The sequence below is a fragment of the Caulobacter sp. 10L414 genome (assembly GCF_056395525.1).
Genome location: NZ_JBFTJR010000040.1, coordinates 36,293 through 50,711, shown reverse-complemented (window position 1 = coordinate 50,711; position 14,419 = coordinate 36,293). Strand labels below are relative to the sequence as shown.

The following is a 14,419-nucleotide window of genomic DNA, read 5'->3' as shown; positions in this document are numbered from 1 at the left end:
GACCACCACCGTGGCGATCCCGAGCCGCCGGCACGTCTTGATCACCCGCACCGCGATCTCGCCCCGGTTGGCGATCAGGATCTTGTTGAACATCGGCGGCGGTCCTTGGCTCGTTTCAGACCCTCCCCCTGAAGGGGGAGGTGGCCCGGAGGGCCGGAGGGGGAAGTCGCCGCTGACGCCAACGCATCTGCTGACCGCACTCACTTCCCCCTCAGTCGGCTTCGCCGACAGCTCCCCCTTCAGGGGGAGCGTCTCGGCTCTCCTAGGCGTAACAGGCCAAGGCCGGTTTGCAACGCGGGCCCATCGCGCTAAAAGCGTCGCAGGAACCATGACACCGGTTTCCAATAAGAACGACTAGGGAGTGACGCGTGGTAAAGCAGGCGCTTTTTCTGGCCTCGGCCTTTTCGGTCCTGACCGCCGCAGACGCGGCCGCGGCGGCCGCCCCTTCCGAACCCGCCCTCCTCTTCCATGTTTCCGGCGACAAGGGCCTGAAGGCCGACTACGCCGCCGGCGACGCCATCCCCAACTTCGCCGACAAGGTGGCGGTGATCGCCGCCGGCAAGGCCGGCCCGGCCCTGTCAACCCAGGACGACGGCGTCCTGGCCTGGAACGCGCCGGGCAACATCCAGGCCCAGCGGGGCACGCTGTCGTTCTTCTGGCGCTCGGGCTATCCGGTCGGCGTCGCGCCCTTCGTGATCTTCCGCGTCGGCTACGCCGACCACACCAGCTGGGACATGGCCTTCCTGCGCGTCGATTGGAACGGCCACGGCTTCGACGCCTTCGTCACCGACAACGGTCTGGCCCGCACCCGCGTCTCGTTCAAGCTCGACAAGCCGCCGGCGCCCGACGCCTGGACGCACCTGGCCTTCACCTGGGACGAGCAGACCGGCGTACAGCTGTTCGTCGACGGCAAGCCCGCAGCCAGGAAGGACGCCAGGCGGGTCTATGACGCGGGCCTCGATCAATTCGGCATCGCCGGCCGGGTGATCGCCCCGCACCAGGTGCAGAGCCGCTACAACTTCCTGCGCGGCGGCGACCTGGACGAGATCCGCGTCTACGACCGCGCGCTGGACGCCGCCGGCGTCGCGGCCCTGGCCCGCAACGAAGCGCCGGGCGCCGCCGCCCCGGTCCCGACGCTGGACGATCCCGCCACGCGCGCGGCCTGGCGCCTGCGCCACGGCTGGACGGGCGAGGCCCCGCCCCTGCTGACGGATCCGGCCACCCGCATCCGCAAGGTCGAGTTCGCCGACGCCAAGGACATCAAGCAGTGGATGTGGCGGGCCAACGACGGCATCCCCGAGACCACCTGGCCCGGCGTCTACAACCGCTCGCGCCTGGAAGGCCGCGACGACTATTTCCCGCTGCCGGACTGGAACGTCTATGTCGAGGGCGGCAAGGCCCTGACGCTGGCCCTGCCCGACGAGCCGATCAGCCGGCTGGAAATCCAGGGACCTGCCTATGGCGACCTGACCTGGGCGGCGAAAGCCGGCGAAAAGGGCGTGAAGGTCGGCGTGCGGCCAAAGGGCCTCTACCGCTCGGTGACCACCCTGGCCCAACCGCTGAAGGGCGGCGTGCTAACCTTCACCAACACCGACCAGGAAACCCCGATCCAGGAGATCTGGGCCTATGACGTCTCGTCGGGCAAAGAGCCCGAAGGCGTCTTCAAGATGAACTACACGGTCCGGGCCGACGTGGCGCCGGACTATCTGAACCTGGCCGACCTCAACGCCTATGTCGCCGGGCGCTTCCCGGCGGGCGAGCGGGCGACGGTGGTGGCGATCCCCGACGCGGCCCCGCAGCGCAAGCGCCCGGCCGCCGACCTTTCGGCGCCCGGCCTGCCGATCGTCCACGTGATGATCCCGTCGGGCTTCGGCGACGCGCCGGCGGGCCAGCCGCTGGCCCGCAACTGGGCCTATGGCTGGGAGAACGCCCGCGACGGCCTGGACGGGATCGCGCTGGACATCCCCGCCCTGCCCGGCGCGGCGGGGACGACCATCCCGCTGAACATCCAGGTCAAGGATCCGATCTGGCCGGGCCGCAACATGATCGACGTCTCGGTCTCGGTGACGGCCGGGCAGGCCCGCACCCTGTGGCTGGATCTGCGCGACCGGATCCTGACGCCCGACAGCCTGTACCTGACCATCGCCGCCGACAGCGCCGCGTTCGGACCCAAAGCCCTGGACGGCGCCAAGGTGCGGCTGGTGTTCAAGGCCCGCGAGGAAGCGCAGGCCGAGCACGTCGCCGACCGCTTCAACCAGGTGAAGGACAACTGGGCCTTCCTGGTGGAGGAGCACACCACCTCCAAGCGCCAGGGCCTTTATCGCCGCCTCTACGCCGACATCTCCGACCTGCTGCGCGTGGATCCCGACCACAAGGAAGGCCGCGAGTACTGGGGCGACATCACCTATGGCAGCCAGGGCTGGCCGGCGTTCGAACAGCCCGAGGCGCCCGACGGCGTTCCGCTGTGGGCCTTCCGCCAGACGCAAGACCTCAAGCGGGTGGCCAAGTTCATCAACTGGTGGATCGACGAGCGCCAGGTCGCTTACGGCGACTTCGGCGGCGGCCTGTCGGACGACACCGACCTTCTGCAGCAGTGGCCGGGCCTGGCCCTGATGGGCGTGGATCCCGACAAGGTGAAGGGCTCGCTGAACCTGCTGACCGACGCGGTCTACCGCAACGGCATGTTCACGAACGGCCTGTCGACTATCGCCACCGACGAGCTGCACGCCTACGAGGAGGGCATCAACTCCAACAGCGAGGCGATGTATCTCGACTACGGAGATCCCCTCGCCGTCGAGCGGCTGTTCACGACGGTGAAGGCCCTGCCGGGGATCATCGATCGCAATCCGGCCGGCCACGTCCACTTCAACACCAACTGGTACAGCGGTTCGATCTCGTACCGCGAAGGCCCGTGGGAGTGGCAGAAGCCCTACTCGTTCGGCGTGGTGCACCCGGCGATCCTGATCGGCGACTACAACGGCGACAAGACCGCCCGCGACATCGTGCTGGGCCTAGCCGACGGCTATCTGGCCCACGCCAAGGCCGACGGCTCCTATCCCAACGAGATCAACTGGCGCACGGATGCGGAACGGGGCGGCACGGTGCTGCAGGGCTCGGGCGCCAGCGGGCCGTTCCAGATCTTCTGGCAGGCCTGGCGCTGGACGGGCGAGGCCAAGTACCTGGCCCCGATCCAGTGGCGGATGGGCAAGAACGGCGTCAAATCGCTGAACGACCTCAACGACAACGCCCTGTCGATGCTGGGCCTGGCCGACGCCAACAAGGACGCCATCGTCAAGTCGGCCGCCAAGGGCGGGGCCATGGAGCGCTTCGCCGCCTGGAGTCTGACCGGCGACAAGACCTGGCTCGAAAAGGCCTATGCCGACGAGATCCAGTGGGCCGACCAGCACATGTATATGCACACCGACGGCCACTGGTGGTCGGACCGGGTGGAGATCCCGTCGGACGTGCTGCAGCGCTCGCGCCTGGGCGGCATCGCCAACAAGCGCGGCCAGATGAACCCCGGGCACATCGTCAGCTGGCGCTTCGAGGGCGCCGCGAAAGGCGAGGACGTGGCGATCCTGGTCAAGGACGGCACGGCCAAGGGCTTCAAGGTCGTGGCCTACAACCTGTCGGACAAGCCCGTGAACGCGACCATGACCGGCTGGAACGTCGCGCCCGGCCAATGGACGCTGACCCAGGGGATCGACACCACGGGCGACGACGCGATCGATGGGGCGGGCGAAACCCGCAACGTCGCCTTCGAGCGCACCAAGGCCGTCAGCGTCGTGTTGCAACCGGGCCAGACCACGATCATCGACATGGCCCTGGCGACGCCGGGCGATGACCCCGCCCGGCGCGCCGACCTCGGCATCGGACGCGGCGACGTCAGCGTGAAGGGCTCGACGATCACCGCCAAGGTGCACAGCCTGGGCGCACAGGACGCCAAGGCCGCGAAGCTGGAACTGGTCGACGCCGCCGGCAAGGTGCTGGGTTCGGCCGCCGTGCCGGCTTTGGCCGCGCCCAAGGACCTGACGCCCAAGGTCCACACCGCCAGCCTGAAGATCCCGGCCGGCGCCAAGCCGTCGGAACTGCGCCTGCGCATCGTCAGCGACCAGCCGCAGATCACCGCCCTGAACGACGAGGTGAAGCTGCCATGATCCACAAGGTTCTGATCATCGCCGGCCTGCTGGCCCTGGGCTCGGGTGCGAACGCCGCCGAGCCCTACGGCCGCAACGTCACGCTGAAGGAGGCCAAGGCCGTGGCGGCCGCCGCCGAGGCCGAGGCCCTGAAGACCGGCGTGGCCGTGACCATCACCGTGGTCGAGCCCAACGGCGCCCCGGTGCTGGTCTGGAAGATGGACGGGGCCTCGTACTCGGCCCCCGAGGTCTCGCGCCGCAAAGCCGAGACCGCCACCGCCTATCGCCGCCCGACCAAGGCGTTCCAGGACGCGGTCAAGGGCGGCAACCTCAACGCCATCTCCAACGGCGCTCTGGCCATCGAGGGCGGCGAGCTGCTGCTGGTCGAGGGCAGGATCGTCGGCGCGGTCGGCGTGGCCGGCGCCACGCCCGAGCAGGACGGCGTCCTGGCCCGGGCGGGCGCGGCTGCGGTGAAGTGAGGCCTCAGCCCTCGCCGAACTCGCGGGCGAACATCGCCACGTAGCCGTCGAGGCGCTCCGAAGCCTCGGGCGCGATGAGCCGCGTGACCTCGGCCGAGAAGGTCACCGGGGCCGAGCCGGAGGCGGTGACGATCCTGCCGTCGACCACCGCCCGGGGGCTTTCGACATAGCCCTCGGCGCCGGCGTAGCCGGGGGCCTGCTCGGCCAGCCAGTCCTTGCCGTTGGAGGTGTGGGCCTTGCCCGCCAGCAGGCCGGCCTTGGCCAGAGCGATGGTCGCCCCGCAGATGCCGGCGACGATCTTGCCGTCGGCGTGGGCTTGGCGCAGCAGGCTGAACACCGCGTCGTTATCATAGCCCTGCCAGGCGTCGGAGCCGATCAGCAGGTAGGCGTCGGCGTCCGACAGCACCGGATCGTCGAAGCGGTAGTCGGCGGCGGCCAGGACGCCGCCGATCGAGGTCTCCGGATCCCCGGTCGGGGTGGCGATCTCGATCTGCACGCCGAAATATTCGCGCAGGGAGGCCAGCACGTGACCGGCTTCCCAGTCGGCCCAGCCGGGCTGGAGAAAGGCGACGGCGATGGTCATCAGCGCAGCTTCACCGCGGTGCCGGCGGCGGTGACCATCAGCATGCCGTTGTCGGCGCCCAGGGCTTCGTAGTCGAGATCCACGCCCACCACGGCGTCGGCGCCCTGGCGGCGGGCCTCGTCGATCATCTCCTGCAGGGCGATGTCGCGGGCTTCGCGCAGGGCCTTCTCGTAGCCGCCGGCGCGGCCGCCGATGATGTTGGTGATGCCGGCGAACAGGTCGCGGAAGATGTGCGCGCCGATGATGGCCTCGCCCGAGACGACCCCCAGGGTGGCCACGGTCTCGCGCTCGGCGACGTAGGGAGTGGTCGAGGTGATCATGGCAGGCTTCCCGTCCCTTGATGCGGCGCGCCCTACCGGCGGGCCGTGCGAGCCCCTAGATTGGCACGCATGACCCAAGCCGCCACCCTCTCTTCCACAGGTTTCGACCTGACCCCGCCCACAGAGCCCGAACGCGAGCGCCTGGAGGCCGACCTCACCGCCGAGGAGGCCCGCGTCCTGCTGCATCACGGCACCGAGGCGCCGTTCTGCGGCGGCCTGCTGGGCGAAAAGAGCCCCGGCGTCTACGGCTGCCGGCTGTGCGGCCTGCCGCTGTTCAAGCACGAGACCAAGTTCGAGAGCGGCACCGGCTGGCCCAGCTTCTACGCGCCGTTCGACGAGGACCACGTCAGGGCCGTGCGCGACACCTCCTACGGCATGGTGCGCATCGAGACCCGCTGCGCCCGCTGCGACAGCCACCAGGGCCACGTCTTCCCCGACGGCCCCGCACCGACGCGGCTGCGCTACTGCATCAACTCGGTTTCGCTGCAGTTCGTGAAGGCCGGCGATCCCCTGCCCGACCCGCTGCACCGCGGCGACCGCCTGCCGTAGACGGCTGGGCGCCTCTGGCCGGGGCGCCCAAATGCAAGGCAAGGCTTTCCCCGACGGAACTTCGACCCTTGGTGGAAAAAATGGATTGCTCGGCACAACTATAAAGAGCATGGTCAATCCGAGGCCGCAGGTGCGGCGACTCGCTCGGACGGCGCTCCCTAGGCGACGGCCCGAACCGCCCGCGCACAACCTCCGGCAGGGTTGCGGCGCTCCATGGCGGACGCGTCGGGAGAAGGCCCCTTCCCCCCAGTCTTCTCCCGACGCGAACCCGTTCTATCAGTTCTATCAGGCAGAAGCGGTCGGCCCGTAGGCCACGTAGCCGCGCTCGACCATCCGGCGCAGGGCCTCGTAGGCGGCGGAAAGCTCGTCATAGGCCAGGCGCAGTCCGGCCAGCTTCTCGACCTCGGCCGGATCGGGCGCGCGGCCTGACTGGCCGATGGACAGCGCCATGGCCGCCCAGCGCGCCCGGGCCTGGGCCGTGGTCACGGCCAGCTTCTGGAAATGGCCGGCGTCGAGCCTGCCCAGGGCCTGGGCCATGATCTCGCGATTGGACAGAAAGGCGGTGTAGTCGATCTGTTCGAGATGACCGCGCAGGCGACGCTGCTCCTGCGGATCGATGTCCTGCGGCTCGAAGTGATCGCTGAACCTCCGGGTGCTGGAGGTGACGGTGGACGACATGACGGCCTCCCTGACCGCATCGTGCTTGCCGCCGAGTCTGCGCCCAGGCCCTTAAGCGGCCGTTACTCGTCAATCGGGCGTCAGCAGACCCTGCAACCCGACGATCATGGCGATGATCCCGAAGATCGCCAAGACCAGTCCCGCGCCCTGCGCTCCGCTGTCCGGCAGTTCGCCCGACCCGCCCAGCCGCCGAGCCAGCGCCCCGGCCCGCAGGCGGTCCCACAGCAGCAGCACGCCGACGGCGAGGCCGACGAGCTCGAAATGGAAGACGTGCGGCCCCGAAACCAGGTGCACGATCAGGAAGTAGCCGCCGCAGACCAGGGCCGCGATCCCGACGATCCAGCCGAACGGCGCCAGGCGCGCGGCGAAGCGCCCCAGGTCGTCGCCCGCCCGGGGCAGCAGGGCCAGGAGACCGATCGCCAGCAGGAAGCCGCCAACGAGATTGCAGAGATCCAGAACCAGTTCGAGCATGAGCCTGCAATGCGGGCGTCCGCCCTACCGTTCCGCCCGTGCATCCACCCAGGCGCGCCATCGCGGCCGCCGCACGCACCGCTTGCAATCTTACAGACGTAGAATAACCTGGAGCTTCACCGGAGGAAGTCCATGCGTATCGCCGCCGCCGTCGCCGTCGCCGCCCTGATGATCGCCGCCACGCCGGCGATGGTCCACGCCCGCCCGGCGCCCGCGCCGGCCTCGGCCGCCGACGCCCAGGCCGCCAAGGACCAGGCCACGGTCAAGAAGGCGATGAACAGCGGCGACCTTGGGACGATCCGCAAGATGGTTCCCGCGCTGGAGGCCGTGGTCTCTCACACCCCCGCCGCCTACCCGCTGGTCGAGCGCAAGGGCGACACCTTCATCGTGCGGGCCTACAACCTGGACCAGGGCCTGATCGCCAGCCTGCTGGCCAGCGCCGCGGCCGAGAAGGCCGCGCCGGACCAGAAGACCCAGGTGGTCGTCGACTACAACACCTATGGCCTGGCCTATTTCCTGCTCGGCTCGGCCGCCGTCGAGGCGCGCAACTACGACAAGGCCTCCGAATGGCTCGACAAGGGCCTGGCCCTGCAGCCCGAGAACCTGATGCTGGTCACCGAGAAGGGCATGGTGCTGACGGCGCAGCGCCGCTTCGCCGACGCCCTGGCGCTGTATGACGCCACCTTCGACAAGGCCGCCGCCTTCCTGATCTCCGACCAGCAGGGCAAGGCCCGGCTGCTGCGCGCCCGGGGCTTCTCCCTGATCGAGCTGGGCCGCTTCGACGAGGCCGAAAAGGCCTACAGGGACTCGCTGGAGATCGAGCCCGACCACGGCGGCGCCAAGCACGAGATCGGCTACATCGCCAAGCTTCGCGCCGGCGGCCAGGCCACGGGCATCCAGATCATGAACGGCGAGGAGTCGATGAAGGCCAAGTAGGCCCTCAGTACTCCACCAGGCTCTCGAAGCCGCCGAAGATCATGCGCTTTCCGTCGAAGGGCATCTTGTCCATGTACGGCTTGAGGCGCTCGTCAGCCATGACCTTGGCCATGATCTCGTCGCGCTTGGCCCGGCTCTCGTAGGTGATCCACGAGAACACCGTCACCTCGTCGTCCTTCAGCTGGACGGCGCGGGGGAACGAGGTGAGCTCGCCGTAAGGCACGTCGTCGGCGATGGCCTCGACATAGGAGATCGCGCCGAGCTCCATCCAGATCGAGCCGGCCAGGGTCGCCATCTCCTTGTAGGCCTCGACATTGGCCTTGGGCACGGCGAGCACGAAACCGTCGACATAGGTCATGGGATCCTCCCTTGGATCGTTGTTGGCCCCCATAGGACGTTCCAACGCGGAGGAGGCCGACAGGGGGGCCACGAAAAAGTTCAGCGCCCGTCGATCAGGGCCAGCAGGCGGTCCAGCGCCCGGAGGTGTCCGTGCGGATCGCCGGGCGGAAAGACCGGCAGCGGAACCTGCGGCGTGATCCCCTCGCCTTCCGCCACCCGGCCTTGCGCGTCGCGGTGGACCTCGGCCGGCAGGGCGAAGCGCCAGCCGTTGGGCAGCGGCTTCTGCAGCTGGTCCGACAGCGCCCCGCGCGTCGTTTCGCCCGCCTGGCGCACATTGGGCAGGGCTCGCATCGACAGTGTGAAGGTCTCGCCGGCGCTGACCGTGACCTGGCTGGTCAGCAGCCAGACAGGGCCGAGGTAGCGCGGGCGATCCGACGGCGTGATGAACAACGGCTGGGCGACGCCGTCGCCGCCGACCGCGACCTTGGATCCGACCTCGCGCCGCCGGTCGGCGAAGCGGGCGGCGATGCGGCGGGCGATCACGTCGTAGCCGCCGCGGTTGTCGCTGACGTCGACAATCACCGCCTCTGCGCCCGAAAAGGCGGTGACGGCCTCGTCCAGCGTGGCCTCAAGCAGCGCGACGTCGTCGTCGCCCGCCTTGGGATCGAAGCCGCCCATGGCGGTTACGGCCAGATAGCCGACCTTCCCCTTTCGTCCCCACAGGATCCGCCCGCCGGCCGCCTCGCGAACGCCCAGGGGCGCGGCCAGCAGGTCGGCCCGCCAGGCCTTCGCCCAGGCCGCCTCGCCGCCGGGCGCGGCCTTGGCCCGCATCAGCGCCGCCGCCTCGCCGAACCGCTGGGTGCGCGGCTGGCCGCCGACGATCCCGTCCAGCGCCACGTGGGCGTCGTTCATCCCCCGCAGCAGCACGCCCAGCGCCTTCCACAGCGCCGCCTCGTCGGGCGCCACGCCGAGGGCGGCGACGGCCGCGGCCCGTCGCGACGGCCAGTCCAGGCCGCGCTCCCGCGACAGGGGGTAGGAGGCCTCGAAGGTGTCGGCGACGACGGCCAGGGTCCGGCGCGGCGTCCAGGGTCGGTTCTTGACGCAGGCCTCCGGCAGGGCCTTCAGCCGATCGAAGCGATAGGTCGTCCCGTCGGCCTCGCCCGCCGTCTCGAGCGCCGCGCCCATGGGCCGCCAAAGCTTCAGCACCCCGTCGGGATCGGCCTTCGCGCGCGGGTCGCGCCAGCAGTCCTCGCCGGCGAGGTGATAGAGGCTGGGCCCGTCGGCGTCGAACCGCACGACCCAGCCGTAGCCGCGAGACTTCCAGACACCCTGCAGGGGTCTGGCGATGGGGCCGGTGGTCTGCACAGGCTGCATGTCCGGCTCCGCCCGCGCAGGCGAAACCGGCAATGCGACGGCCAAGGCGGCGGCGAACAGGAACGACCTCATTCGTCCACCTTGAGCCGACCATAGCTTGAGCATCAAGACGGCCGGCGAGGAACAGGTCCCGCCGGCCGCTTCGATCACTCCGTCTTCAGGTAGATCTCCGAGCCCTGTTCGCGGAACTTCTCGCTCATCTCCGCCATGCCGAGCTCGGCGGTGTTCGGCGCCTGGGCGGCGGCGAAGTCGCGGACTTCCTGGCTGATCTTCATCGAGCAGAACTTCGGGCCGCACATCGAGCAGAAGTGCGCGGTCTTGTGCGCCTCCTTGGGCAGGGTCTCGTCGTGGAAGGCCTGGGCGGTCTCGGGGTCGAGGCCGAGGTTGAACTGGTCTTCCCAGCGGAACTCGAACCGCGCCCGGCTGATGGCGTCGTCGCGCATCGAGGCCCCCGGGTGGCCCTTGGCCAGGTCGGCGGCGTGGGCGGCCAGCTTGTAGGTGACCACGCCAACCTTCACGTCGTTGCGGTCGGGCAGGCCCAGGTGCTCCTTGGGCGTGACGTAGCAGAGCATCGCCGTGCCGAACCAGCCGATCATGGCCGCGCCGATCGCCGAGGTGATGTGGTCGTAGCCAGGGGCGATGTCGGTGGTCAACGGACCAAGCGTGTAGAAGGGGGCCTCGTGGCAGTGCTTGAGCTGCTCTTCCATGTTGGCCTTGATCTTGTGCATGGCCACGTGGCCGGGCCCCTCGATCATCACCTGCACGCCGTGGTTCCAGGCCACCTTGGTCAGTTCGCCCAGGGTGCGCAGTTCGGAGAACTGGGCCTCGTCATTGGCGTCGGCGGTCGAGCCCGGACGCAGGCCGTCGCCCAAGCTGAACGACACGTCGTAGGCGCGCATGATCTCGCAGATCTCGTCGAAGCGCTCGTAGAGGAAGTTCTCCTTGTGGTGGGCCAGGCACCACTTGGCCATGATCGAGCCGCCGCGGCTGACGATGCCGGTGACGCGCTTGGCGGTCATCGGCACGAACGGCAGGCGCACGCCGGCGTGGATCGTGAAGTAGTCGACGCCTTGCTCGGCCTGCTCGATCAGGGTGTCGCGGAAGACTTCCCAGTTCAGGTCCTCGGCCACGCCGCCGACCTTCTCCAGCGCCTGGTAGATCGGAACGGTGCCGATCGGCACGGCGCTGTTGCGGATGATCCAGTCGCGGATGTTGTGGATGTTGCGGCCGGTCGACAGGTCCATGACCGTGTCGGCGCCCCAGCGGGTGGCCCACACCATCTTGTCGACTTCCTCGGCGACGGTGCCGAGCACGGCCGAGTTGCCGATGTTGGCGTTGATCTTGACCAGGAAGTTGCGGCCGATGGCCATCGGCTCGAGTTCGCCGTGGTTGATGTTGGCCGGGATGATGGCGCGGCCGCGGGCCACTTCCTGGCGCACGAACTCGGGCGTCACGAAGTCGGGGATCGAGGCGCCGAAGTCCTCGCCGTCGCGCACGCACGGACGGGTCTGCTCGCGGCGCAGGTTCTCGCGGATGGCGACGTATTCCATCTCGGCGGTGATGATGCCGGCGCGGGCGTATTCCAGCTGGGTGACCAGCTTGCCTTGCGTTCCGCGGAAGATCTTGCGGCCGTTGTCGGGGAACTGCGGGGCCAGGTGCTTGCCCTGGGCGAAGCCGTTGTCCTCGGGCTTCACCTCGCGCGGATTGGCCACGACCTCGACGTCGCCGCGGGCGACGACCCAGGCGTCGCGGGCGCGCTCCAGGCCCTTGGCGATGTCGATGGTCGCGTTCGGGTCGGTGTAGGGGCCGGACGGGTCATAGATCGTCACCGGCGGCTCGTTGGCCGACGGGTGGACGGCCACCTCGCGGAACGGCACGCGGATGTCGGGGAAGATCTCGCCGGCCTGATAGACCTTGCGCGATCCCGGCACGGGGCCGGTGGCGACGTTATCGGTCGCTGGAACGATGGGGGTTTGAGCGTTCATGTTGCGGGCTCCTCAAGCACTGAAGAGACCCGGACGTGTCGAGCTAAGTCGGTCTTACGGCCTGGACTGTACGCTCCCAGATCCGCGTTCCCTCCCTTCGCCGGCATGACCCGGATCAGGTTCGACGGGTCAGGGCTCAAGCCCAATCTCAGCCGCGACAGCGACCCCCCGGTGAACAGGGCGGACACTAGGAGGATTGACGCGCGGGTCAAGAGCGACGAGCGACGTTCGTCAGGACGCCTTCACCATGCGCGCCAGGACGGTCTCCATCTGCTCGTGGCGATCGCTGTGCTCGACGACGCGCCACGGTGCGTTGTGAACGTGCCAGGCCAGCCGGGCGTCGCGCAGCTTCTGCCTGAAGCGCTTGGGATCGACACCGGCGGCGCGCGCCATCTCGACGGCCGTGACTTCCCTGTCGTCCATCGTGTCCTCCCACGCGGGGGTTACAGGTCGTCCGTCGCGAAGGTGTCGCAGGCGGCGGGCCTGCCGTCGTCGTAGCCCTTGCCGAACCAGCGCATCCGCTGCTCGCTGGTGCCGTGGGTGAAGCTGTCGGGCATCACCCGGCCTTGCGCCTTGGACTGGATGGCGTCGTCGCCGACGGCGGCCGCCGCGCCCAGGCCGTCCTCGATGTCGGCGCGGGTGATGCGGATGTTGGAGACCTCGGGCGCGTGGCGGGCCCAGACCCCGGCGTAGCAGTCGGCCTGCAGCTCCAGCCGCACCGAGCCGCTCTCGGCGCCGCGACGGCCCAGGCTATCGGCCTTGCGGGTCGCGCCCATCTGGTTCTGGATGTGGTGGCCGATCTCGTGGCTGATCACATAGGCGCGGGCGAACTCGCCCTTGGCCCCGAAGCGGCTCTCCAGCTCGTTCCAGAAGCTGAGGTCGAGATAGACCTTGCGGTCGGCCGGGCAATAGAACGGCCCCATCGCCGACTGGCCCAGGCCGCAGCCCGTGCCGGTCTGGTCGTCATAGAGCACGACCGAGGTCGGCGGGACGTAACGGCCGCCCGAGCGGGCGAAGATCGGTCCCCAGACATCGGTGTTGGAGGTCTCGATGACGTCGACGAAGCGGCCGCCCTCGTCCTGCACCGAGCCGCGCCGCCCTTCCTGCTGCTGGGCCGCCGGCGCCTGGACGCCCTCGACGGCGTTCAGCGTGGTCTGCGGGTCGACGCCGAACACGAAATAGCCCACAGCCGCCAGCACCAGCGCGCCGATGCCGCCGCCGGCCGCCACGGGACCCAGGCCGCGCCGGTCCTCGATATTGCCGGACTGCCGTCCGCCTTCCCATTCCATGAGCCGAAGATCCCTAGCGTTCCGAAGCGGGCCTGATGGCCCGCAGCACCTCATTGCTCCGCGCCAGACGGGCGTCGGTCAAGCGGTCCAGTTCGTCCAGCCGAAGCGACAGCCCCGCCGACGGATCGCCGCGCTCGGGCAGCACCTCGGCCGGCGGCGGACGATAGGGCCGGCCCGCGCTCGCGCCCTGCGCCTGCAGCGAGCGCAGGGTCTGGGCCGCCGCGGCGCGGTCGCGCGCGGCCTGGGCCTCACGAGCCTGGGCCATCTGCTGCTGGCGCAGGGCCTCGATCTCCATCCGGGCGGCCGCGCGCTCCTGAGCAAGGCCCGCGTCGGCCTGGCCAGTGTAAGTCTGGGCGCTCGCCGCGCTCGACGCCAGCGCCAGACCCGTCGCGATGGTGATCGCCAGGACCCGTCTCATGCCATGCCTCCGGCGCCGCCCCGCGCGCCGGAAGGGCGCGGCGTCAGCGGCTCTTGAACGAGAAACGCGCCAGTTCCTCCTTCGGCGCCGACCATTTCGGATCGAGCTCGGCCGCGCGCTGGAAGTCGTAATAGGCCGCCTTGACGTCGCCGAGGTTCTCGTGCGCCAGGGCGCGGTTGTAGTAGGCGCGCTCGGGCTGCTTGACGCCCAGGGCCAGGCCCCGGTCGATCTCGTCGAGGCCTTCGGCGAAGCGGTCCTCGGCCACCAGGGCCGCGCCCCGGTTGACATAGACCTCGCCCAGCTTCGGCTCGATGCGGCCGGCCGCGTCGAAATCGGCCCGCGCCTCGACATAGGCCTGGCGGCGCAGCTGGATCACGCCGCGATTGACCAGGGTGCGGGCGCGGTCGCCGGTCGACAGGGTCTCGACCTGCAGGGCCGAGGTGCACAGGCGCATCGTGTCGTCGTCGGAGCGGCCCCGGATCACCGCCTCGGAACAGTCCTTGGCCATGCCGCCGCCGATGATCAGGACCGAGGCCGTCGCGGCGCCGGCCGGCGGCAGCATCGCCAGCACGGCGACGCCGAGGATCCAGCCGCGAAACGGCCGTGCGCCGGAAACACCTATGCGACGGGGCGACCGAGACTTGAGGGTCTTGGCTTTCATGCGTTTTCTCCCAACGTCAGCCCGGCCTTCCGACAGGCCCGCGGGGAATGGGGGAAACCAAGCCGCGGGTACGCGGGGACAGGCTTTTGAAGCCCGGCGACGTCGAGGCCGCCAGGCGAGCGCCAGCATAGCACCGTCAGCGCCGAAAGCCTCGCTGAAACGCTTTGCCAGTCCGCCCGGGGCGGCCTATCTCCAGGCGTC

General features: G+C 69.6%; 16 protein-coding genes and 1 riboswitch. Of the genes, 4 read left to right on the top strand and 12 right to left on the bottom strand.

Annotated elements, in window-relative coordinates; genetic code table 11:
- A partial coding sequence (locus AC1DCG_RS16540) for a biotin carboxylase N-terminal domain-containing protein (protein ID WP_477041565.1) occupies window positions 1-93 on the bottom strand: 93 nt, incomplete at its 3' end.
- Between the two features lie 275 nt (window positions 94-368).
- Here AC1DCG_RS16540 and AC1DCG_RS16535 point away from each other — a divergent pair.
- Complete coding sequence (locus AC1DCG_RS16535; protein ID WP_477030967.1) at window positions 369-4,157, top strand: LamG-like jellyroll fold domain-containing protein; 3,789 nt, start codon at window positions 369-371, stop codon at window positions 4,155-4,157.
- Window positions 4,154-4,615, top strand: a complete 462-nt coding sequence (locus AC1DCG_RS16530; protein ID WP_477030966.1) for a GlcG/HbpS family heme-binding protein — start codon at window positions 4,154-4,156, stop codon at window positions 4,613-4,615. The genes AC1DCG_RS16535 and AC1DCG_RS16530 overlap by 4 nt, the downstream gene beginning before the upstream one ends.
- Window positions 4,616-4,619: 4 nt before the next feature.
- On the opposite strand, the gene AC1DCG_RS16525 is transcribed toward AC1DCG_RS16530, so the two are convergent.
- Window positions 4,620-5,198 (bottom strand): type 1 glutamine amidotransferase family protein, encoded by a 579-nt coding sequence (locus AC1DCG_RS16525; RefSeq protein ID WP_477030965.1) that lies wholly within the window; start codon window positions 5,196-5,198, stop codon window positions 4,620-4,622.
- Window positions 5,198-5,518: a heavy metal-binding domain-containing protein gene (locus AC1DCG_RS16520; protein WP_058349561.1), complete on the bottom strand. Its 321-nt coding sequence runs from the start codon at window positions 5,516-5,518 to the stop codon at window positions 5,198-5,200. Before AC1DCG_RS16520 ends, AC1DCG_RS16525 begins: the two co-directional genes overlap by 1 nt.
- A 69-nt stretch (window positions 5,519-5,587) precedes the next feature.
- Between AC1DCG_RS16520 and msrB the strand changes: the two genes are divergently transcribed.
- On the top strand, window positions 5,588-6,067 hold the full coding sequence (gene msrB, locus AC1DCG_RS16515) for a peptide-methionine (R)-S-oxide reductase MsrB (RefSeq protein WP_165260501.1): 480 nt from the start codon (window positions 5,588-5,590) through the stop codon (window positions 6,065-6,067).
- Between the two features lie 285 nt (window positions 6,068-6,352).
- Here msrB and AC1DCG_RS16510 read toward each other — a convergent pair whose 3' ends face one another.
- Both AC1DCG_RS16510 and AC1DCG_RS16505 read right to left on the bottom strand, forming a co-directional pair.
- Window positions 6,353-6,745 carry a hypothetical protein gene (locus AC1DCG_RS16510; RefSeq protein ID WP_477030964.1) on the bottom strand — a complete coding sequence of 131 codons (393 nt, stop codon included), beginning with the start codon at window positions 6,743-6,745 and terminating at the stop codon, window positions 6,353-6,355.
- A 69-nt stretch (window positions 6,746-6,814) separates the two neighbouring features.
- Window positions 6,815-7,216, bottom strand: a complete 402-nt coding sequence (locus AC1DCG_RS16505; RefSeq protein WP_477030963.1) for a hypothetical protein — start codon at window positions 7,214-7,216, stop codon at window positions 6,815-6,817.
- Window positions 7,217-7,348: 132 nt separating this feature from the next.
- On the opposite strand from AC1DCG_RS16505, the gene AC1DCG_RS16500 reads away from it, so the two are divergent.
- Window positions 7,349-8,152 carry a tetratricopeptide repeat protein gene (locus AC1DCG_RS16500; RefSeq protein ID WP_477037054.1) on the top strand — a complete coding sequence of 268 codons (804 nt, stop codon included), beginning with the start codon at window positions 7,349-7,351 and terminating at the stop codon, window positions 8,150-8,152.
- Between the two features lie 4 nt (window positions 8,153-8,156).
- Here the strand turns inward: AC1DCG_RS16500 and AC1DCG_RS16495 are convergent, their stop codons facing one another.
- The 7 genes from AC1DCG_RS16495 to AC1DCG_RS16465 form a co-directional block, all read right to left on the bottom strand.
- Window positions 8,157-8,510, bottom strand: a complete 354-nt coding sequence (locus AC1DCG_RS16495) for a DUF1428 domain-containing protein (RefSeq protein ID WP_165260509.1) — start codon at window positions 8,508-8,510, stop codon at window positions 8,157-8,159.
- A gap of 80 nt (window positions 8,511-8,590) precedes the next feature.
- Window positions 8,591-9,865, bottom strand: coding sequence for a S41 family peptidase (locus AC1DCG_RS16490; protein WP_477030961.1), 1,275 nt, complete (start codon window positions 9,863-9,865; stop codon window positions 8,591-8,593).
- A gap of 146 nt (window positions 9,866-10,011) precedes the next feature.
- Window positions 10,012-11,850, bottom strand: a complete 1,839-nt coding sequence (gene thiC, locus AC1DCG_RS16485; RefSeq protein WP_477030960.1) for a phosphomethylpyrimidine synthase ThiC — start codon at window positions 11,848-11,850, stop codon at window positions 10,012-10,014.
- 75 nt (window positions 11,851-11,925) lie between these two features.
- Window positions 11,926-12,031: riboswitch (TPP riboswitch) on the bottom strand.
- 50 nt (window positions 12,032-12,081) lie between these two features.
- Window positions 12,082-12,273: a hypothetical protein gene (locus tag AC1DCG_RS16480; protein ID WP_477030959.1), complete on the bottom strand. Its 192-nt coding sequence runs from the start codon at window positions 12,271-12,273 to the stop codon at window positions 12,082-12,084.
- Window positions 12,274-12,293: 20 nt separating this feature from the next.
- Window positions 12,294-13,139 (bottom strand): KPN_02809 family neutral zinc metallopeptidase, encoded by an 846-nt coding sequence (gene ypfJ / locus AC1DCG_RS16475; RefSeq protein ID WP_477030958.1) that lies wholly within the window; start codon window positions 13,137-13,139, stop codon window positions 12,294-12,296.
- 13 nt (window positions 13,140-13,152) lie between these two features.
- Entirely contained in the window at window positions 13,153-13,557 is a 405-nt protein-coding gene (locus AC1DCG_RS16470; RefSeq protein WP_477030957.1) for a hypothetical protein, read from the bottom strand.
- A 43-nt stretch (window positions 13,558-13,600) separates the two neighbouring features.
- Window positions 13,601-14,218: a tetratricopeptide repeat protein gene (locus AC1DCG_RS16465; protein WP_477030956.1), complete on the bottom strand. Its 618-nt coding sequence runs from the start codon at window positions 14,216-14,218 to the stop codon at window positions 13,601-13,603.
- Between the last annotated feature and the right edge of the window lie 201 nt (window positions 14,219-14,419).

Excerpts from the sequence above, each read along its gene's own strand:
- AC1DCG_RS16530 (WP_477030966.1), top strand. The coding sequence starts at position 4,154 with ATGATCCACAAGGTTCTGATCATCGCCGGCCTGCTGGCCCTGGGCTCG.
- AC1DCG_RS16525 (WP_477030965.1), bottom strand. The coding sequence starts at position 5,198 with ATGACCATCGCCGTCGCCTTTCTCCAGCCCGGCTGGGCCGACTGGGAA.
- AC1DCG_RS16520 (WP_058349561.1), bottom strand. The coding sequence starts at position 5,518 with ATGATCACCTCGACCACTCCCTACGTCGCCGAGCGCGAGACCGTGGCC.
- msrB (WP_165260501.1), top strand. The coding sequence starts at position 5,588 with ATGACCCAAGCCGCCACCCTCTCTTCCACAGGTTTCGACCTGACCCCG.
- AC1DCG_RS16510 (WP_477030964.1), bottom strand. The coding sequence starts at position 6,745 with ATGTCGTCCACCGTCACCTCCAGCACCCGGAGGTTCAGCGATCACTTC.
- AC1DCG_RS16505 (WP_477030963.1), bottom strand. The coding sequence starts at position 7,216 with ATGCTCGAACTGGTTCTGGATCTCTGCAATCTCGTTGGCGGCTTCCTG.
- AC1DCG_RS16500 (WP_477037054.1), top strand. The coding sequence starts at position 7,349 with ATGCGTATCGCCGCCGCCGTCGCCGTCGCCGCCCTGATGATCGCCGCC.
- AC1DCG_RS16495 (WP_165260509.1), bottom strand. The coding sequence starts at position 8,510 with ATGACCTATGTCGACGGTTTCGTGCTCGCCGTGCCCAAGGCCAATGTC.
- AC1DCG_RS16490 (WP_477030961.1), bottom strand. The coding sequence starts at position 9,865 with ATGCAGCCTGTGCAGACCACCGGCCCCATCGCCAGACCCCTGCAGGGT.
- thiC (WP_477030960.1), bottom strand. The coding sequence starts at position 11,850 with ATGAACGCTCAAACCCCCATCGTTCCAGCGACCGATAACGTCGCCACC.
- AC1DCG_RS16480 (WP_477030959.1), bottom strand. The coding sequence starts at position 12,273 with ATGGACGACAGGGAAGTCACGGCCGTCGAGATGGCGCGCGCCGCCGGT.
- ypfJ (WP_477030958.1), bottom strand. The coding sequence starts at position 13,139 with ATGGAATGGGAAGGCGGACGGCAGTCCGGCAATATCGAGGACCGGCGC.
- AC1DCG_RS16470 (WP_477030957.1), bottom strand. The coding sequence starts at position 13,557 with ATGAGACGGGTCCTGGCGATCACCATCGCGACGGGTCTGGCGCTGGCG.
- AC1DCG_RS16465 (WP_477030956.1), bottom strand. The coding sequence starts at position 14,218 with ATGAAAGCCAAGACCCTCAAGTCTCGGTCGCCCCGTCGCATAGGTGTT.